Annotated in this window: 17 protein-coding genes; 8 read left to right on the forward strand and 9 right to left on the reverse strand. The window is 72.9% G+C overall.

The features are described 5' to 3' along the window. The first annotated feature begins 95 nt into the window (after positions 1 to 95). A complete protein-coding gene (locus tag D7223_RS02635; RefSeq protein WP_120724369.1) occupies positions 96 to 2,228 on the forward strand; it encodes an MMPL family transporter in 2,133 nt (710 codons plus the stop codon). Positions 2,229 to 2,289: 61 nt separating this feature from the next. On the opposite strand, the gene D7223_RS02640 is transcribed toward D7223_RS02635, so the two are convergent. Both D7223_RS02640 and D7223_RS02645 read right to left on the reverse strand, forming a co-directional pair. Beyond that, entirely contained in the window at positions 2,290 to 3,165 is an 876-nt protein-coding gene (locus tag D7223_RS02640) for a lytic transglycosylase domain-containing protein (protein WP_120724371.1), read from the reverse strand. A gap of 79 nt (positions 3,166 to 3,244) precedes the next feature. Next, positions 3,245 to 4,648, reverse strand: coding sequence for a DedA family protein (locus D7223_RS02645; protein WP_120724373.1), 1,404 nt, complete (start codon positions 4,646 to 4,648; stop codon positions 3,245 to 3,247). Between the two features lie 135 nt (positions 4,649 to 4,783). Here D7223_RS02645 and typA point away from each other — a divergent pair, with 135 nt between their 5' ends. The 3 genes from typA (at position 4,784) to D7223_RS02660 (ending at position 8,398) form a co-directional block, all read left to right on the forward strand. Further along, on the forward strand, positions 4,784 to 6,652 hold the full coding sequence (gene typA / locus D7223_RS02650; RefSeq protein WP_120724375.1) for a translational GTPase TypA: 1,869 nt from the start codon (positions 4,784 to 4,786) through the stop codon (positions 6,650 to 6,652). Positions 6,653 to 6,761: 109 nt separating this feature from the next. Continuing rightward, on the forward strand, positions 6,762 to 7,625 hold the full coding sequence (locus D7223_RS02655) for a serine hydrolase (RefSeq protein WP_120724377.1): 864 nt from the start codon (positions 6,762 to 6,764) through the stop codon (positions 7,623 to 7,625). A gap of 68 nt (positions 7,626 to 7,693) precedes the next feature. Next, positions 7,694 to 8,398 carry a lysoplasmalogenase gene (locus D7223_RS02660; protein WP_120724379.1) on the forward strand — a complete coding sequence of 235 codons (705 nt, stop codon included), beginning with the start codon at positions 7,694 to 7,696 and terminating at the stop codon, positions 8,396 to 8,398. On the opposite strand, the gene D7223_RS02665 is transcribed toward D7223_RS02660, so the two are convergent. Continuing rightward, positions 8,367 to 9,158, reverse strand: coding sequence for a tyrosine-protein phosphatase (locus D7223_RS02665; protein WP_120724381.1), 792 nt, complete (start codon positions 9,156 to 9,158; stop codon positions 8,367 to 8,369). The two genes, D7223_RS02660 and D7223_RS02665, sit on opposite strands and share 32 nt — an antisense overlap. A gap of 44 nt (positions 9,159 to 9,202) precedes the next feature. Here D7223_RS02665 and D7223_RS02670 point away from each other — a divergent pair, with 44 nt between their 5' ends. Next, positions 9,203 to 10,300 (forward strand): mandelate racemase/muconate lactonizing enzyme family protein, encoded by a 1,098-nt coding sequence (locus tag D7223_RS02670; protein ID WP_120724384.1) that lies wholly within the window; start codon positions 9,203 to 9,205, stop codon positions 10,298 to 10,300. A gap of 35 nt (positions 10,301 to 10,335) precedes the next feature. Next, complete coding sequence (locus tag D7223_RS02675; protein WP_238161506.1) at positions 10,336 to 11,274, forward strand: C40 family peptidase; 939 nt, start codon at positions 10,336 to 10,338, stop codon at positions 11,272 to 11,274. A 61-nt stretch (positions 11,275 to 11,335) separates the two neighbouring features. Here the strand turns inward: D7223_RS02675 and D7223_RS02680 are convergent, their stop codons facing one another. Both D7223_RS02680 and D7223_RS02685 read right to left on the reverse strand, forming a co-directional pair. Continuing rightward, positions 11,336 to 12,334 (reverse strand): TerC family protein, encoded by a 999-nt coding sequence (locus D7223_RS02680; protein WP_120724386.1) that lies wholly within the window; start codon positions 12,332 to 12,334, stop codon positions 11,336 to 11,338. A gap of 506 nt (positions 12,335 to 12,840) precedes the next feature. After that, positions 12,841 to 13,446 (reverse strand): TetR/AcrR family transcriptional regulator, encoded by a 606-nt coding sequence (locus D7223_RS02685; RefSeq protein WP_120724388.1) that lies wholly within the window; start codon positions 13,444 to 13,446, stop codon positions 12,841 to 12,843. Positions 13,447 to 13,474: 28 nt separating this feature from the next. Here D7223_RS02685 and D7223_RS02690 point away from each other — a divergent pair, with 28 nt between their 5' ends. Continuing rightward, positions 13,475 to 14,236, forward strand: a complete 762-nt coding sequence (locus D7223_RS02690) for an alpha/beta fold hydrolase (protein WP_120724390.1) — start codon at positions 13,475 to 13,477, stop codon at positions 14,234 to 14,236. Positions 14,237 to 14,295: 59 nt separating this feature from the next. Continuing rightward, positions 14,296 to 14,589, forward strand: coding sequence for an antibiotic biosynthesis monooxygenase family protein (locus tag D7223_RS02695; protein WP_120724392.1), 294 nt, complete (start codon positions 14,296 to 14,298; stop codon positions 14,587 to 14,589). A 155-nt stretch (positions 14,590 to 14,744) separates the two neighbouring features. On the opposite strand, the gene D7223_RS02700 is transcribed toward D7223_RS02695, so the two are convergent. From D7223_RS02700 to uvrB, 4 genes are all read right to left on the reverse strand, one after another. Further along, positions 14,745 to 15,602 carry a helix-turn-helix domain-containing protein gene (locus tag D7223_RS02700; RefSeq protein WP_120724394.1) on the reverse strand — a complete coding sequence of 286 codons (858 nt, stop codon included), beginning with the start codon at positions 15,600 to 15,602 and terminating at the stop codon, positions 14,745 to 14,747. A 128-nt stretch (positions 15,603 to 15,730) separates the two neighbouring features. Continuing rightward, on the reverse strand, positions 15,731 to 16,108 hold the full coding sequence (locus D7223_RS02705; RefSeq protein WP_120724396.1) for a VOC family protein: 378 nt from the start codon (positions 16,106 to 16,108) through the stop codon (positions 15,731 to 15,733). Between the two features lie 24 nt (positions 16,109 to 16,132). Beyond that, positions 16,133 to 16,990, reverse strand: a complete 858-nt coding sequence (locus tag D7223_RS02710; RefSeq protein ID WP_120725674.1) for a helix-turn-helix domain-containing protein — start codon at positions 16,988 to 16,990, stop codon at positions 16,133 to 16,135. A 30-nt stretch (positions 16,991 to 17,020) separates the two neighbouring features. Continuing rightward, a complete protein-coding gene (uvrB, locus tag D7223_RS02715; protein ID WP_120724398.1) occupies positions 17,021 to 19,126 on the reverse strand; it encodes an excinuclease ABC subunit UvrB in 2,106 nt (701 codons plus the stop codon). Between the last annotated feature and the right edge of the window lie 390 nt (positions 19,127 to 19,516).

Consider the following 19,516-nt stretch of genomic DNA (forward strand, 5'->3'; position numbering starts at 1 on the left):
CTGCGGTTGCAGCATAACCCCGCTAACGATAATCTCGCTTATCAAGATACTTGCTTATCGTGATGAGTGCCCGACCGTCGACCCTGAGGACACCGATGTCTCTGTTCACCCGTGTCGCCCGTGGCCGCCTGGCCGCGTGGCTCACCGTCGTCGCCGCGATCGTCGTCGGCATCGTCGTCTTCTGGTTGCCCAAGCCGGACAACCCCGCGCCGGTCTCCTCCACCGGGCTCTCCGCGCAGTGGCAGTCCACCCAGGTGGAGCGCCTCCAGGACCAGCTGCCCGCGAGCGACGTGCAGCCGGCGATCGTGGTGGTCAGCCGAACCGACGGCGCACCGCTCACCCCGGCCGACCGGGAAGCGCTCGCCGCGCAGTCCGGCGACCTGGGCCGACTCGCGGCCGGCGGGCAGGTCTCGCCGCCCCAGGTCTCCCCGGACGGCACCGTCGCCCTGGTCGCCGTACCCCTGGACACCGCCGGCGGCCAGGAGGAGGTGGCCGCCACCGTCGACCAGCTCCGCGCCGCCCTCGACGACACCCCGCAGGGCCTGACCACGGAGGTCACCGGCGGGCCGGCGTTCACCGCCGACCTCACCAAGGTCTTCGAGGGCGCCGACGTGACCCTGCTCGCGGTGACCGCCGGTGTGGTCGCGGTGCTGCTGCTCGTCACCTACCGCAGCCCGTTCCTGTGGATCGTGCCACTGGTCGTCGTCGCCGCCACCGAGCAGCTGACCCTGCGCGCCATCGACACGATCGTCCCGGCCGTCGGCATCCACCTCCAACCCGGGGCGGTCACCGGCATCGCCAGCGTCCTGGTCTTCGGCGCCGCCACCAACTACGCGCTGCTGCTCATCGCTCGCTACCGGGAGGAACTGCACCGCGAGTCCGACCGCTTCGCCGCGATGCGCGCCGCCCTGCGCCGCACCGCCGAGCCGATCCTGGCCAGCGGCTCGACCGTCGTGCTCGGCGTACTCACGCTGTTGCTGTCGGAGCAGGAGACCAACCGCGCCCTCGCCGTCGCCTGCGCGACCGGCGTGGTGTTCGCGATGCTCTCCGCGCTGCTGGTCCTGCCCGCCGTGCTGGTCATCCTCGGCCGCGGCCTGTTCTGGCCGTTCGTGCCGCGCGTCGGCGGCGCCGTCCGCGAGGGCAAGGTGTGGGGCCGGCTCGGCAGCGCCGTCGCCCGCCGGCCGGTACCGGTCGCCGCCCTGGCGACCCTGCTGCTGGTCGGCCTCGCCCTCGGCGGGCTCGGCATCCGCACCGGCCTGTCCGAGACCGAGCAGTTCCGGGTGAAGCCGGAGGCGGTCGCCGGCGCGGAGACCCTTGCCGGGGCGTTCCCCGCCGGGACGACCCAGCCGGTCGCGGTGCTCACCGTCCCGTCCGCCGCCGCGGCGGTCACCGACGCCGCCGCGAACACCCCCGGCGTGGCCTCGGCCCGGCCCGGCGCCGCCGGACCGGCGGTCGCGCAGGTCGACGTGGTGCTGGAGGCCGAACCCGGCACGGCCGCCGCCGACCGCGCGATCGAGGCGTTGCGCGACGCGGTCGAGGCCGTCGGAGGATCGGCGCCGCCCGCGGTGTCCGGCGTCGACGGCTTCGACGGGGCCGTGGTCGGCGGTTCGGTCGCCGCCACCGTCGACACGAACGCGGCGAACGGCCGGGACCTGCGGCTGATCCTGCCGATCATCCTGCTGCTCGTCGGCGGCGTCCTGGTGGCGCTGCTCCGCGGCCTGCTCGCCCCGCTGCTGCTGGTGCTCACCGTGATCGCGTCGTTCTTCGCCAGCCTCGGCGCGGCGTGGCTGCTGTTCGACGTGGTGCTGGGCTTCCCGGCACTGGACAGCGGGGTGATCCTGCTGGCGTTCGTGTTCCTGGTGGCGCTCGGCGTGGACTACAACATCTTCCTGGTCACCCGGGCCCGCGAGGACGCCCGCCGCACCGGCACCCGCGAGGGCATGCTGTCCGCGCTGAGGGTCACCGGCGGGGTCATCACCAGCGCGGGCATCCTGCTCGCCGCGGTGTTCGCGGTGCTCGGCGTGCTGCCGCTGATCCTGCTCACCCAGATCGGCGTCATCGTCTGCGTCGGTGTCCTGCTGGACACCCTGCTGGTGCGGACGGTCCTGGTGCCGGCGCTGGCGTTCGTGCTCGGCGACCGGTTCTGGTGGCCCGGCCGCATCCGCCGGGAGGAGGCCGCCGCCGCCGACCTGCCGGCCGGCCAGGAGCCGGTGGCGGAACGCGACTGACCAGCCGGGACACCGACGGGGGCCGCGGCGAGATCGCCGCGGCCCCCGTCGCGAGTACGGGTCAGTAGTCCAGGCAGACGCACTCGGTCATCAGGGCGCGGACGTTGCGCACGTACTGCGGGTTGGGCACGGTCAACGGCCGGCCCTCCCGCGCCACCGCCCCGTGCCCGTAGTTGTAGGCGGCGATCACCGCGTTGAGCAGGCACGAGTCCAGCTCGGCCGTGCACAGGCCGGCCTCCAGCCGGTAGTCCTGCTCGAAATACATGTCACCGATGTACTTCGTCAACCAGGCCAGGTAGTTGGCGCCCAGGTAGGCGTTGTCCCGGTAGTCGTCGATGTCGTAGCTCTGCTCGAAGCGCTGGTTCATCCACTCGGCGGTGGCCGGCATCACCTGCATCAGCCCGATGCCACCGTCGCAGGCGACGATGTTGGACTGCCAGCCGCTCTCCTGCCAGGCGGTCGCCTTGACCAGCGCCGGCGGGATCCGGATGTCCGGCGCGGACGTCGGCCAGTAGACCCGCGCCGCCGCGTCGGCGAGCGCCGCGCCGGCCTGCGCCCGGGTCGCCTGGGTGCCCACGTAGCGGGGCTTGCACGCGGTCGACGAGGGCTTCGGCGGAGGCGGCGGGACCTTCGTCTCGGTGGGCGGCTTCGCCACCGCCCGGGGCGCGGTGGCCCGGGTCGGCTTCACCGTCGGCTTCGGGCTGGGCTTCGCCGACGCGCTGCGCGCCGGCGCCGCGCCCATCGACTCCCGGCCGGGCGCCGTCGGCGGCGGCGCCGACGTCGGTACGGCCGCGACGTCCCCGGTGGCCTCCCCGGTGGCCTCGGCCGGCGCCACCGCTGCCGCCGGCTCCTGCGCCCGCGTGCCCTCCCGGGCACAGCCGGCCACCCCGACCACCACCAGCACCGCGGCGACCACCGCGGACCTGTACCGCCTCATCCGTACCCCCGTGCGCGCAGCCGTCCCCGATGGACCGCCGCACCGTAACAGGAATCGATGCTCCCGCACCGTCCCCTCCTCACGCCTCGGCGTCCACCCGAACGGGCGCCGCCGGCTCGGGTTCCGGGTCCACGGCGCGGTCACGGGTCATCCAGGCGACCACGAACACCGCCGTCCAGGCCACCCCGAGCAGGACCGCGGTGGCGGTGCCGCTGGCCGTGCTCAACCCCAGGTAGAGGCGGGCACCGCCGATACCGACCACCCCGGCCGCGGCGAGCGTCCACGCGGTCACCGCCAGCGGCCAGGGCGCTCCCCGGGAGAGCAGCCACGCGAGCGTGCACAGACTCGCGGTGGCCACCGCGTTCTGGGTCGGGAACAGCACCGGACCGCCGGCCGGGGCAGACCCGCCCACCTCCCCCGGCCCGGCCAGGTCCGCCGCCACCGCGAGCACCACCAGCGGCACGAACGCGCCGACGGTGCCGACCACGCTGAGCAGGTCCGCGCGCCACGGCCGGTGCCGCCAGGCGAGCACCGCGGCCACCACCGCCACCACCGCGATCAGGAACGACCCGCGCAGGCCGGAGACCACCGCGAGGGTGACGTCGACCGCCCCCGGCGTACGCCGGGACGCGAACCAGTCGGCGATCGCCCCGTCCACCGCGGCCAGGCCGCTGTGTCGCACCACCACCTGCAGCAGCCACGTCACCGCCAACCCCGCGCCGAACAGCAGCAGCAGGCCGGCACCGAGGTTGATCAGCAGCGTCCACGCGGGCCCGATGTGCATGGCGAGAAGGAAGAACAGCACCCCGTACCGGCCGGTCAGCCAGCGCACCGGCGGCAGTGCGCCGGCCCGGGACAGCAGGGCCCGCGCGGGGTCGGGATTGCGGCCCAACCACCGGCCCACCAGCAGCACCGTCACCACCGCGCCGAGCAGCAGCAGCACCGCCCCGCTGGCCCGGCCCAGCAGCCGGGAGAACGTCTCGTACGACTCGCCGGCCAGGTTGCCGGCGAGCACCGAGGCACCCACCCAGGTGACCACGCCGGCCAGGTTCCAGGGCAGGAACCGCCGGTACGGCATGCCCGACGCGCCGGCCAGTCGGGGCACCAGGGTGCGGGCGAACGCCACCCAGCGGGCGGTGCACACCCCCCGGCCGCCCAGCCGGCCCAGCATCGCGTCGGCCCGGCTCCAGCGCTCCGCACCGACCCGCACGCCCAGCCGGCTGGCCCGCAACCGGGGCCCGTACCGGCGACCGGCCCGGAACGCCAGCGCGTCCCCGGTCACCGCTGCGAGAATCATCACCAGCAGGGCCGGACCGAGCCGGAGGGCGCCGGTGTAGGTGAGGAAGCCGATCAGCAGGAGGGTGGCCTCGCCGGGCACCAGCAGGCCGAAGATCACCGCCGTCTCACCGGCGACGATCAACGCCGCCACCACGAGGACCAGCAGGGATGGCAGCTGCTGCAGCGAGTTCACCAGCTCGTGCACGTCGACCCCCGACTCACACGGGTCAGCCTGCCAGCAGGTGTACCGCGAGTGACAGGAGTTTCGGCAGAGATCCGGGAACGGCCCGGGGTGACCCCGACGCTGCCCCTGATCCGCGCAGGCAGGAAGATGGAGCCCATGCAGCTTCGCACCGACCTCCGCAACGTCGCCATCATCGCTCACGTCGACCACGGCAAGACCACCCTGGTCGACGCCATGTTGCGGCAGGCCGGAGCCTACGGCGCCCGGGGCGAGACGACCGAGCGGGTGATGGACTCCGGGGACCTGGAACGGGAGAAGGGCATCACCATCCTGGCCAAGAACACCGGCGTGCGCTACCTGCCGGCGGACGGCTCCGACCCGGTAACCATCAACATCATCGACACCCCGGGGCACGCCGACTTCGGCGGCGAGGTGGAGCGCGGCCTGACCATGGTCGACGGGGTGGTGCTCCTGGTCGACGCCAGCGAGGGCCCGCTGCCGCAGACCCGCTTCGTGCTCCGCAAGGCTCTCAAGGCCCGGATGCCGATCATCCTGGTGATCAACAAGGTGGACCGCCCCGACGCCCGGATCAAGGAGGTCGTGGACGACACCTACGAACTCTTCCTCGACCTGGACGCCGACGAGGAGCAGATCGACTTCCCCATCGTCTACGCCTGCGCCCGCGACGGCATCGCCTCGCTGACCCAGCCCGCCGACGGCTCGGTGCCCAGCGACAGCACCTCCCTGGAGCCGCTGTTCCGCACCCTGCTGGACACCATCCCGCCGCCCGCCTTCGAGGAGGGCGCGCCGCTGCAGGCGCACGTCACCAACCTCGACGCCTCGCCGTTCCTCGGCCGGCTGGCGCTGTGTCGGGTCCGCCAGGGCACCATCCGCAAGGGCGAGACGGTGGCCTGGTGCCGCACCGACGGCAGCACCCAGCGGGTCCGCATCTCCGAGCTGCTGATCACCGAGGGCCTGGAGCGCAAGCCCGCCGACTCGGCCGGCCCCGGCGACATCATCGCGGTCGCCGGCATCGCCGACATCATGATCGGTGAGACCCTGGCCGACCCGGAGAACCCGGTTCCGCTGCCGCTGATCACCGTCGACGAGCCGGCCATCTCGATGACCATCGGCACCAACACCTCGCCGCTGGTCGGCCGGGTCAAGGGTGCCAAGGTCACCGCCCGGATGGTCAAGGACCGCCTCGACAAGGAGCTGATCGGCAACGTCTCGCTGCGGGTGCTGCCCACCGAGCGGCCGGACGCCTGGGAGGTGCAGGGCCGTGGCGAGCTGGCGCTGGCGATCCTGGTCGAGCAGATGCGCCGCGAGCAGTACGAGCTGACCGTCGGCAAGCCGCAGGTGGTCACCAAGGAGATCGACGGCAAGATCTGCGAGCCGGTGGAGCGGCTGACCATCGACGCCCCCGAGGAGTACCTCGGCGCGATCACCCAGTTGCTGGCCACCCGCAAGGGCCGGATGGAGCAGTTGGTCAACCACGGCACCGGCTGGATCCGGATGGAGTGGCTGGTTCCGGCCCGCGGCCTGATCGGCTTCCGCACCGAGTTCCTCACCGACACCCGGGGCACCGGCATCCTGCACCACGTCTTCGAGTCGTACGAGCCGTGGTTCGGCGAGCTGCGGACCCGCAACAACGGCTCGCTGGTGGCCGACCGCTCCGGCGCGGTCACCTCCTTCGCGATGATCAACCTCCAGGAGCGGGGTCAACTCTTCGTCGAGCCGACCACCGAGGTCTACGAGGGCATGATCGTCGGTGAGAACTCGCGCTCCGACGACATGGACGTCAACATCACCAAGGAGAAGAAGCTCACCAACATGCGGGCCTCGACCTCCGACGAGACCGAGAAGCTGATCCCGCCGCGCAAGCTGTCGCTGGAGCAGGCCCTGGAGTTCTGCCGCGAGGACGAGTGCGTCGAGGTCACCCCGAACGCGGTCCGGATCCGCAAGGTGGTCCTGGACCAGACCCAGCGGGGCCGGATGGCCGCCCGCCGCAAGCACGCCGGCTGACCCGCAGCACGCCTGAAAGGAAGGGCCCCTTTTTAACGCCTCGGCGTTAAAAAGGGGCCCTTCCTCTACCGGAGGCGTTAACAGGGGGCCCTTCCTTACACTGTGGCGCATGATCTTCGAGGAGCTGGACGCCCGGCTCGACCGGGTGCCGGGGACCGTGTCGGCGTACGTGGGGCGACTCGGCGCCGAACCCACCTGGACCCGGCACCCGGACGCCCCGCACTACGCGGCGAGCACCATGAAGGTGGCGGTGCTCACCGCGCTGCACCGGGCCGCGGAGGCGGGCCGGCTCGACCTGGACGCCCCGGTGGCGGTGGACAACGACTTCGCCTCCGCGTCGCCCGGAGCGCCCCGCTTCTCCTGCGCCCGGCACTACGACAACGACGACGCGGTCTGGGAGCGGGTCGGCGGCACCGCGACGCCGCGCTGGCTGGCCGACCGGATGATCGTGCGCTCCAGCAACCTCGCCACCAACATCCTCATCGGCCACGTCGGGCTGCCGGCCGTCGCCGAGGTGTGGGCGCTGGCCGGTGCCCGGCACAGCGTCACCGGCCGGGGCATCGAGGACTTCGCCGCCCGCGAGGCCGGCGTCACCAACCTGGTCACCGCCGCCGACCTGGCCGCGCTGCTCGGCGGGATCGCCCTTGGCGTGACCCGGCCCGGCCCGCTGGCCGCACCGGTGGGCTGCGCCGCGATGCGGGACGTGCTGCTCGCCCAGGAACACCGCGAGGACCTCGCCGCCGGGCTGCCCGAGGGCACCCGCATCGCGCACAAGAATGGCTGGGTACGCGGCGTCCGGCACGGCGCCGGCGTGGTCTACCCCGACGACGCGCCGCCGTACGTCGTCGTCGCCTGCACCACCACCGACCTGGCCGACGGGGGTCCGGACGGCGACGACGTCGTCGACGACGCCTGCCGGCTCATCGCCGATCTCTCCGCCGCCGTCTGGAACGCCCGGCACGACCTTCGTTGAGCCGGGGGTGGTCCCGGCGGCCCCCGGGGTCCTACGCTGCTGCCCACCCCACCGCGAGGAGACCGCCGATGCTCCGCAGCCCTGTCCTGCTGGCCGCCTTCGTCGCGGTGACCGCCGGGAACCTCCTCGCCAACGCCGCCGGCAACGACCTCGGCGAGCTGGTCACCAAACCTTTGCTGATGCCGCTGCTGGCCGCGTACCTCTGGCGGGCCGCCGCCGACCGCGGCACCCGCCCCGACCGGCTGGTCCTCGCCGCCCTGGCCCTGTCCACCGGCGGCGACGTGGCGCTGCTCGGCACCGGCGCCGGCGCGTTCCTCACCGGCATGGCGCTGTTCCTCGGCGCGCACGCCTGCTACGTCGCGGCGTTCGTGCGCGGCGGCGCGGCGACCGCGCTGCGCCGCCCGCCGCTGCTCGCCGTCCCGCTGGCGTACGCGGTGCTGACCGTCGCCGCCCTGACCTGGATGTGGCCCGGACTGGCCGACGCCGGGCTGGCGGTGCCGGTGGCCGGCTACGCGATCGCGCTGGCCACCATGGCCAGCACCGCCACCGCGTACGGCTGGCGGGTCGGCCTCGGCGGCGGGCTGTTCCTCCTGTCCGACCTGCTCATCGCGCTGAACGTGGCCGGCACGGCGACCCTGCCCGGCCCGCCGATCTGGGTGATGGCCACCTACGCCGCCGGCCAGGCGCTGATCGTCACCGGCTGGGCCGCCCGCCGGGGTGCCGCCGCGAGCACGCCGCCGGTCACTCCAGCAGCAGCGCCCGCAGCCGGCTGACCAGCGCGTCGTCCACCCCCAACCCGTCGCGCAGGTACGCCCCGAACGACCCGTGCGCCCGGCGCACCTCCTCGTACGCCGCGTCCAGGTACGCGTCGCGTACCTCCAGCACCGGTCGTACCGCCTCGACGTCCAGGCCCGGCTGGCGCTTGCGCATCGCCTCCAGGATGACCTCCCGCAGGCTCTCGCTCAGGGCGTTGTTGGCCAGGTAGTCGGCCCGGATCGCCGACTCGTCCACCCCGAGGGCGTGCAGCAGCACCACGGTCAGCCAGCCGGTCCGGTCCTTGCCCGCCGAGCAGTGGTAGAGCAGCGGGAGATTCGCCGCGTCGGCCGCCAGCCGGACCGCTTCGGCGAACCCCTCACGCGCCGAGGCTCCGGTCACGAACCAGCGGTAGATCGCCTCCATCGCCGCCGGCGTGCCCTGCCCGGCGAGGTCGCCGTACGCGGTCAGGTCGTGCCCCAGCAGCATCGCCGACACGTAGGTGAAGACCGGGTGCTCGGCGTCGTGCACCGGCAGGTGCACGACCTTCGGCTCACCGGGCAGCCGGTCCGGCGGCGCGACCGCCATCTCCGAGTGGTCCCGCAGGTCGACCACGCACGCCGGGCCGAGCTTGGCCAGCACCGGCAGATCCTCGTCGGTCAGCCGGCCCAACGCCGGGGTACGCAGCAGCACCCCCGGCCGGACCCGCCGACCGTCGGCGCCGACCAGGCCGCCGAGGTCCCGCGCGTTCGGCGCGCCCACCAGTTCCCAGGTTCGCATGTGGCCTCCCCATCATGAGTCGATCTCGCTATAGGGTGCCCGACATGACGATCGCCGCGGTACGCACCCACCGGCTCTCCGCACCCCTGCACACGCCGTTCGTCACCGCGCTGCGCCGGACCACCACGATCGAGACCCTGGTGGTCGAGGTCGTCGACCGCGACGGGCGGTCCGGGTTCGGCGAGGCGCCGCAGGTCTGGCAGGTGACCGGCGCGTCGGTGGCCGGCTCCGAGGCGTGCGTACGGGAACTGCTCGGGCCGATGCTGACCAGCCGGAACCCCGACGACCTGGTGGCCCGCTGCGTCGAGGTGGACCGGGCGGTGGCGGGCAACGAGGCGGCCAAGGCGGCTGTCGACGTCGCCCTGCACGACCTGGCCGCGCGGCGGCTCGGCGTACCGCTGGTGCGGTTGCTCGGCGGCACCGCGCTGACCGTGCCGACGGACGTGACCCTCGCCGCCGGCGAAGCGGTGGACCTGGCGTCCGCCGCCCGCCAGCGGCGGGCCGACGGCTTCGACGTGCTCAAGCTCAAGGTCGGCACCGACGCGTCCGGCGACCTGGACCGGGTCCGCGCGGTCCGCGCCGCGGTGGGCCCGCGGATCCGCGTCCGGCTGGACGCCAACCAGGGTTGGACACCGCGCGAGGCGGTCCGCGTGATCCGGAACATCGAGGACGCCGGCCTGGACGTCGAGCTGGTCGAGCAGCCGGTGCACCGGGCGGACCTGGACGGACTGGCCTGGGTCAGCGACCGGGTGTCGACGCCGATCCTGGCCGACGAGTCGGTCTTCGGGGTGCGGGACCTGGTCGAGGTGATCCGCCGTCGCGCCGCGGACCTGGTCAACGTGAAGCTCGCCAAGTGCGGCGGCCTGCGCCCGGCACGCACCCTGCTGGACCTGGCCGCGGCGCACGGGGTGGGCACCGTGGTCGGCTCCATGATGGAGAGCCAGGTCGGGGTCGGGGCCGCCGCCAGCCTGGTCGCCGCGCAGGGCACCACCGCCGTCTCCGACCTGGACGCCGCCTGGTGGCTGGCCTGGACGCCGGTGCGCGGCGGTGTGCGGTACGAGGGCGCCACGGTGGTGCTGCCGGACGAGCCGGGTCTGGGGATCAGCTCGGCGACTGAAGTAAAGATGCAGACTCGCGGTTGAGTTGTGGCGAAAACTTTCATAGGGTCGCGGGCAGCATGCGGCGTGACCAGGAGGTGGACGTGCAGGTGCGACCGGGCCGCGAGGCCGTCGTCCGGGTCGCGGTGGCGACCCTCTGGACCTCCCCCGACGCGGTACGCCCCGTCGACCGCCCCGCCCTGTCCGTCCCCGTCGACGTGGCCGCGTGGATCGCCGGGCTGGACACCGACCAGCGGGTGGGCGACTGCGTCCTGAGCCAGTTGCTGCTCGGCGAACGGGTGCTGGTCACCGGGATCCGCCCGGACGGCTGGGCGCACGTGGTGGCGGTCGAACAGCAGGCGGCCCGGCTCGACCCGCGCGGGTACCCGGGCTGGCTGCCGGTCGACCAACTCGCGCCGGCCACCCCGCTTCCCGACACCGTCCCGTTGGTCGTGGACGTCCCGGTCACCGCTCTGCACGACACCCCCGACGGCCCGGCGGCGCTGCCCGGCGTGGTCCTCGGCACCCGACTCACCTCGGCCGGACCGGCCCACGCCGGCTGGCACCCGGTACTCCCCCCCGGTCACGCCGACCCGCTCTGGCTGCCCGCCACCCACGCGGTGCCACTGCCCACCGGGACGCCGCCGCCGCAACGGGCGCTCGACGTGGCCCGCCGGCTGGGCGACGTCGTCTACATCTGGGGCGGCGTGTCCGCGTACGGCATCGACTGCTCCGGCCTGGTCCACCTGGCGTGGCGGCGCCTCGGTGTCGACCTGCCCCGGGACGCCGACGACCAGGCGGCCGCGACCACGCCGCTACGGCTGGGCACCGAGCGCCCCGGCGACCTGTACTTCTTCGCCCGGCCCGGCCGGCACATCCACCACATCGGAATCGTCACCGCCGAGCCGGCCGGCGACGACCGCCGGATGCTGCACGCCTGCTACCGCAAGCGCCGGGTGCTGGAGGAGCGACTGCCCGCCGACCGGACCGCGACGTTGGTCGCCGTCCACCGGGTCTGAGCGCGGACAACGATCGAGGGGCGACCGACGGCCGCCCCTCGATCCGGGTCCGCGCGGCGGCTCAGCGGCGCGCCTCGGCCAGTTCCCGGCGGCGGTCCCGGGAGGACTTGACCAGGCTGGCGATCGTCGCGACCAGCAGGGTGCCCAGGATGACCAGCAGCGACAGCCAGATCGGGATGTGCGGCGCCCAGCCCACGTGCTCACCGCCGTTGATGAACGGCAGCTTGTTGTCGGCCAGGGCCTCCAGCACCAGCTTGACGCCGATGAAGCCCAGCACCACGGCCAGGCCGTAGGTGAGGTAGACGAGCCGGTCCAGCAGCCCGCCCAACAGGAAGTAGAGCTGCCGCAGGCCCATCAGCGCGAAGACGTTCGCGGTGAAGACCAGGTAGGGCTCCTGGGTGATGCCGAAGATCGCCGGGATCGAGTCGAGCGCGAAGATCAGGTCGGTGGTGCCGATGGCGATCATCACGATCAGCATCGGCGTGAAGAGCCGCCGGCCCGCCTCGTGGGTGGTCAGCTTCGCGCCGTCGTAGTCGCGGGAGATCGGCAGCGCCCTGCGGCTCCACCGGATGAGCACGTTCTCGGTGAACTCGTCCTCGTCCGGCTCACCCTGCCGGGCGAGGTTGACCGCGGTGTAGATGAGGAACGCGCCGAAGATGTAGAACACCCAGGAGAACTGGGAGATCAACGCCGCGCCGGCCGCGATGAAGCCGCCGCGCATCACCAGCGCCAGCACGATGCCGACCAGCAGCACCTTCTGCTGGTACTGCCGGGGCACGCCGAAGCGGGCCATGATGATCACGAAGACGAAGAGGTTGTCGACCGACAGGCTGTACTCGGTGAGCCAGCCGGTGTAGAACTGCCCGGCCGCACTGGCACCGGAGAAGAACCAGACGCCGACGCCGAAGATCAGGGCCAGCCCCACGTAGAAGCCGACCCAGAGGCTCGACTCGCGCACACTCGGCTCGTGCGGACGCCGACCGATGATCAGCAGATCCAGGAGCAGGATGGCGGTCAGCGCGACGAGCGTTCCCGCCCACACGAGTCCGGACACGTCCAATGTTCATCCTCCGGCAGACACGCAGCGACGCGCACACCGTACGCCCTCGCGGGCCGTGCGGTGCCGACGACGCTGACTCTGGTGACTGTCGGAGGTCTCTTCCGCCACCGACCCGCGAACGGGCCGGCGACCAACGGGGCCGGGTCGCGCCACCGGGGGGCCGGCGCTCGACCGTGCTGACGACTCCGTCGCGGGGGAATACTCCCCTCCTCGATCGTCATTCTCGCCCACCGCGCCCACTCGGCGCATCCCGGGCTCCCGTGTCTCTCCCCACCACGCGAAGTCGGAATAGCACCGTCACCCCGCGTGAGGCATCCTAGGAGGATAGTTTGCATTGCCATCCGACCGCCGCCCGCGTGCCGCCCTCGACCAGCGCGCAACTTCGGGGAAAGTGCGGTCTCAGGGGCGTCGGAGGCAGCGACATCCCCGAAGTTGCCCGGGTCTTGGGTGGCCGAAGGCCCGGTCGCATGACCGTCCGGGACCGGCGGAGCAGGGCGGCGACTCGCTCAGGCGCGGTACGCGGCCAGCCACACCCGCACCGCCTCGTCGGCCCAGCGGTGCAGGTCGACCTCGTCGCGGCTGGCGTGAACCGCGAACATCGCCTCGTCCAGCGGGACCGACAGGATCAGGTGATTGAGGTACTGCGCGGCGGTCAACGGATCGGGGGCGCGCACCAGCCCCCGCTCGGCGAGTCGGGCGACGACACGGGCCAGGGTCGCGTGGCCGCGCTCGGGTGCGGCCCGGTGCCAGGCCCGGGCGAGGTCGGGGAAGCGGCCCGCCTCACCGATGATCATCCGGCGGAGCTGGACCAGGTGCGGTCGGGTCACGGCGGCGACGTGTTCGCGGGCGAAGGACCGCAGGTCCCGGGGCAGATCGGTGGACTCGGCGAGCGCCTCGACCAGCGGCGACCCGGCGCGTTCGGCCGCGCCGATCGCGTCGGTGAACACCGCCTCGAAGAGCGCCTGCTTGTCGGCGAAGTGCGCGTACACGGTGACCTTCGACGCCTTCGCGCGGGCGGCGATGCGGTCCATGCCCGCGCCGAGGTAGCCGTGCTCCAGGAACTCGGCCAGGGCGGCGGCGAGGATCGTCCGGCGCTTGCGCTCCTTCTCCATCACCCAACTGTACTGTACGGTTCAGTTCATGGAGACGACCGTGACCTCCCCGGACGGCACCCGCATCGCCTACCAGCAGGCCGGCTCCGGCCCACCGCTGATCCTCATCGACGCCGCCGGGCACTTCCGGGCCAACAGCCCGCTCGGCGAGCTCGCCGAGCTGCTGACGGACCACTTCACCGTGGTGCGGTACGACCGGCGGGGGCGCGGCGCCAGCGGCGACACCCCGCCGTACACCCCGCACCGGGAGGTGGAGGACCTGGCGGCGCTGATCGGCGCCGTCGGCGGCCCGGCCGCCCTCTACGGCTACTCCTCCGGCTGCCTGGTGGCCCTGCACGCCGCGGCCGCCGGCCTGCCGGTCCGCCGCCTCGCCCTGCTGGAACCGCCGATCGAACCGGCCCGCGACGACCCCGCCCAGCGGGCGTTCGCCACCCGGCTGCGGAGCCTCACCGGGGTCGACGCGGTGGAGTTCTTCCTGGAGAGCATCGGTCTGCCCGCCGACGTCCTCGCCGGCATGCGGGACACGCCACACTGGACGGCGATGGTGTCCGTCGCGCACACGCTGGCCTACGACAGCATGCTCAGCGAGGCCACCGACGCCGACCTGCTGCGGCGGGTAACCGCGCCGGCACTGGTGCTGGACAGCGCGGGCAGCACCGGGGAACTGACCGGGATGGCGGCGACGGCGGCGGCGCTGCTGCCGCACGCCACCCACCGCAGCCTGCCCGGCCAGTGGCACGGAGTGCCGGCGACGACCCTCGCGCCGGCGCTGACCGACTTCCTCCGTTGAGAACGGCGGAACCGCCCCCCGTGCCACGTCCGCTACCGGTGTCGTGGGAAGCTGCGCTCATGGTGCTCGAAGTTGCGTTGATCGACGTCATCCCGGGACACGAGGACGAGTTCGCCGCCGCGTACGCGCAGGCGCACCCGGTCATCACCAGCGCCGAGGGATGCCGCTCGGTACGGATGACCCGGGGCGTCGAGTCCCCCTCCCGATTCGTGCTGCTGGTCGAGTGGGACTCGGTCGAGGCGCACGACGTGAACTTCCGGCAGACCGAGAAGTTCCAGCAGTGGCGGGCGCTGATCGGCCCGCACTTCGCCAACCCGCCGTCGGTCGAGCACTTCGTCGACGTGCCGGCCTGACAAAGGCCCGAGGCTGTCGTACCCACCGGCTAGCGTGCGCGCACGCGCCGGCCGCCGGCCCCGACGGGCTCGGGGGCGCCGGGTCCGGTGGCCGCGCGGCGAAAGCCCCTGGCCGAACGGGTCCGTTGCCGCGACAGGTCAGTTGCCGCGACGGGTCAGTTGCCGCGACGGGTCAGTTCCGCGACGGTCCGCTCCGCCGACAGGGCCGCCGCCGACAGCCAGCCGGTGAGCCGGTCGTACCGCTCGACGTCAGCCTCGGTGGTCAGCCGCACGTCGGTGGTCAGCCCCTCCAGCATCACCGTGCGCGGGTCGGCCGGGTCCGGGAAGGAATAGCAGGAGTAGGGCGTGAGCGGGTGCAGCGCGCCCTTCGCCGCCCGCCCCCGGGGCAGCAGGCGGATCGTCACGTGCGCCAGCCCGGCCAGCTCGACCAGGTGCCGCATCTGCTCCCGCCACACCTCGTCAGGGTTGTCGCCGGGATCGCAGGCGGCCTCGGTGAGCAGCGCGGTGTAGCGCGGCGGGTCCGCGCGGCGCAGCACCTCGCACCGGGAGACCCGGGCCCGCACGTCGGCCTCCACGTCGACCGTGGGATCGAGCAGCCGACCGGCGACGACCCGCAACCGGGCGTACGCCGGGGTCTGCAGCAACCCCGGCACGATCGCGGGTTGGAACTCGACGATGCTGGCCGCGCCGGCCTCCAACTCGGCGTAGGTGCGCTGCCGCTCCCCCATCTCGCCCAGCGCCTTCCACCAGCCCCGGCTGGTGGCGGCGTCCCGGGCGATCACGATCAGGGCGTCGCGCTTCGGCGTCGGCACCTGGTAGACGTCGAGCAGGTCGAGCACGTCGGCGAGGTCGGGCCGGCTCTGCCCCAGCTCGATGCGGGACAGTTTCGAGGTGGAGGCCCAGCCCAGACGGTCACAGACCTGTTCCAGGGTCAGTGACTCCCGCCGGCGCAACTGCCGCAGCTCGGCGCCGAGCCTGGCCCGTCTGATCACCGGACTCGTCGACAACGCCATTCGCGCCTCCCCACCGAGGGAGCGTACGCATGACGATCACCCAGCGCAATAGCTTGCTTGCGCAACGCGACGGCGGTCCGGCCGCCCCCGTCGTCAACGGCCGGACCCGCACGCGTCAGTCGGCGGTGTCAGATCCGGTACGTGCCGAAAGACCAGACGTTGCCGTCCAGGTCCCGGGCCGCGTAGTCGCGGGAGCCGTAGTCGGTGTCGAAGGGTGGCCGGACGATCTCCGCGCCGGCCGCCCGGGCCCGATCGTGATGAGCGTCCAGGTCGTCGACCGCGACGTAGACCACGTAGTCGTCGTCGGCCGCCCGCACCGGCGCGGACGCGGCGGCCGGGCGGGGACCGAGCATGATCATGCCGGTGCCGAAGACGAGTTCGGCGTGGGCCACGGTGCCGTCGGGGGCCTCGTGCACCGCGTGCGCGGTGAAGCCGAACGCGGCGCGGAGCCACTCGATCGCGGACCGGGGGTCGGTGTACCGGAGAACCGGATAGACAGTTCGCATGCCCCGATCCTGGCCCACCGGCGATCACCCCCGATTGGACGAATGTGATCCCGCCGGGAACAGCGCGGCCGGGGTGGCGCCGGCGAACTCGCGAAAATCGCGGATCAGGTGGGCCTGGTCGTAGTAGCCGTACCGGACCGCCAGATGCGCCCAGCTGCCCGCCGGCGGGACCTCCTCGGCGACCAGGTCCGGCACGAGATCACACACCGCCAGGCCTCGGCGCAACACCGCGTACGTCCGCTGGAAGCGCAGCAGCCGGACGGTCGTACGCGGGCTCAGGCCAACCTCCCGGTGGAACCGGACGGTGAGGTGCCGGCGGCTCCAGCCCACCTCCTCGGCCAGCTCGCCGACCCGGACCGGTCCCCCGGCGCCGGCCAGCCGTCGCCATGCCCACACCAGTCGGGGGTCGACCGGGTCGGTGCCGGCCAGCCGGGCCGCCAGCGTGGCGTCGAGCAGCGCGAAACGACCGGGCCAGGTCGGCTCCTCGGCCAGCCGGGCGCGCAGCCGGTCCAGCCAGCCCTCTGGCCACCGGTCCACACCCACCGCCCGGTTCGCCAACTCACCCAGCGGCGCGGCCAGGATCCGGCGCGCCGCCAGCGGGGTCAGCAGCATCTGCACCGCGGCGCCCACCCCGGTCGTGGACGTCTCGCAGTAGCCGTCGAACGGCCCGGCGACGAAGGAGTCGACCGCGTACGCGCCCCGGCCCGCCGCCCGGGGATCGACCACGTCCAGCGGGGCACCCCAGCCGAGGATGAGCACCACGAAGGCGCCGGCCGCCTCGTGCCGGACCAGCGGGCCCGACACGGACTCCCGGTAGCCGACATACCGCCCGACGTACCGGCGCAGCCGGGGCTCGGGCAGGCCGACCACCACCTCGTCCACCGTGGTCACCCCTCCCGAGCCCGGGCCCGCCTACTTCACGCCGGCGGCGTCCATGCCGCGCAGCTCCTTCTTCAGGTCCGACACCTCGTCGCGGATGCGCGCCGCCAACTCGAACTGCAACTCCCGCGCCGCCGCCAGCATCTGGTCGTTCAGCTCCTGGATGAGCTGGGCCAGCTCGGCACGGGCCATGCCCTCCCGGGCCGGACCAGCACCGGTCGCCACCCGGCGGCTGCGGGTCTCCTTCACCGGCGCCTTACCCCGCGACATCTGCCGCACCGCGCCGCCGACCCGGGTGTCGGTGTCCTCCGCCTCACGGTAGATGTCGTCCAGGATGTCGTGGATCTTCTTCCGCAGCGGCTCCGGGCTGATCCCGTTGGCCTCGTTGTGGGCGATCTGCTTGGCCCGCCGCCGGTTGGTCTCGTCGATCGCGTTGGCCATCGACGGGGTGATCTTGTCGGCGTACATGTGCACCTGCCCGGACACGTTCCGGGCCGCCCGGCCGATGGTCTGGATCAGCGACCGGCCGCTGCGCAGGAAGCCCTCCTTGTCCGCGTCGAGGATCGCCACCAGCGACACCTCGGGCAGATCGAGACCCTCCCGGAGCAGGTTGATGCCGACCAGCACGTCGTAGTCGCCCTTGCGCAGCTCGCGCAGCAGCTCCACCCGGCGCAGCGTGTCCACCTCCGAGTGCAGGTAACGCACCCGGATGCCGTTCTCCAGCAGGTAGTCCGACAGGTCCTCGGCCATCTTCTTGGTCAGCGTGGTGACCAGCACCCGCTCGTCCCGCTCGGTGCGCAGCTTGATCTCGTGCATCAGGTCGTCGATCTGCCCCTTGGTGGGCTTGATGACGACCTCCGGGTCGACCAGGCCGGTCGGACGGATCACCTGCTCGACGAACTCCCCCTGAGCCTGCTCCATCTCCCACGTGCCCGGCGTCGCCGACAGGAAGACCATCTGGCCGACCCGCTCCAGGAACTCGTCGAACCGTAACGGGCGGTTGTCGGCGGCGCTGGGCAGCCGGAAGCCGTGGTCGATGAGCATCCGCTTGCGGGAGGCGTCGCCCTCGTACATGCCGCCGATCTGCGGGATCGTCACGTGCGACTCGTCGACCACGGTCAGGTAGTCGTCGGGGAAGTAGTCGAGCAGGCAGTGCGGCGGGCTGCCGGGCAACCGACCGTCCATGTGCATCGAGTAGTTCTCGATGCCCGAGCAGAATCCGACCTGCCGCATCATCTCGATGTCGTAGGTGGTGCGCATCCGTAGCCGCTGCGCCTCCAGCAGCTTGCCCTGCCGCTCCAGCTCCGCCAACCGCTCGCCCAGCTCGGCCTCGATGTCGCGGATCGCCCGCTCCATCCGCTCCGGGCCGGCCGCGTAGTGCGTGGCCGGGAAGATCATCAGATGGTCGACCTCGCGGACCACGTCGCCGGTGAGCGGGTTGAGGTAGTAGAGCTTCTCCACCTCGTCGCCGAACAGCTCGATCCGGACGGCCAGCTCCTCGTAGGCCGGAATGATCTCCAGGGTGTCGCCCCGGACCCGGAAGGTGCCCCGCTGGAAGGCCATGTCGTTGCGCGTGTAGCGGATGTCGACCAGCCGGCGCAGCAGCTGGTCGCGGTCCAGCTCCTGGCCGACGGTCATCCGGACCGCGCGGTCCAGGTATTCCTCCGGGGTGCCCAGGCCGTAGATCGCCGACACGGTCGCGACCACCACCACGTCGCGGCGGGTCAGCAGCGACATCGTCGCCGAGTGACGCAGCCGCTCGACCTCCTCGTTGATCGAGGAGTCCTTCTCGATGTAGGTGTCGGTCTGCGGGATGTAGGCCTCGGGCTGGTAGTAGTCGTAGTAGGAGACGAAGTATTCGACGGCGTTGTGCGGCAGCAGCTCGCTGAACTCCTTGGCCAGCTGCGCGCAGAGCGTCTTGTTGGGCGCCAGCACGAGCGTCGGCCGCTGCAACCGCTCGACCAGCCACGCCGTGGTGGCGCTCTTGCCGGTGCCGGTCGCGCCGAGCAGGACGGTGTTGCGGTCGCCGCGCCGCACCCGACGCTCCAACTCGTCGATCGCCGCCGGCTGGTCGCCGGCCGGCTGGAAGTCGCTGACGACCTGGAACCGGCCGTCGAGACGGGGAATGTCGAGCGCCATGACCCCAACGGTACGCCCGGGGTCCGACACTCCGGACCGACTACCGGCGGTCCCTGATCGGCTTCGATATTCCCATTGTGTGGCCCATCTCACGGGGCTACGCTCTGCACGTAGGCCGCTCGCGGCGGCCGACCGGGCAGGTGGCCTGGCCGTCAAGGGCGGCCGCCCCCGGCACAGGGGTCGCAGCACCCGGCACGCCCGGCGTGCGCACCCGACGTGGTCGCGCTGAAGGCGCAGACCGGCCGCCGCGAGCGCCCCTGCACGTCGCCACGCGACGTCCCGGGTCGCCACCCTCCCCCACTGCCCTCCTCGCCCGCCCCGCCGCGAGCGCCCGGCGCGCCGTGATCGCCCGGCCCGCCGTGATCGCCCGGCGCGCCCTCGTCGCCCGGT

Source organism: Micromonospora endolithica (assembly GCF_003626595.1).
Lineage (GTDB): Bacteria > Actinomycetota > Actinomycetes > Mycobacteriales > Micromonosporaceae > Micromonospora > Micromonospora endolithica.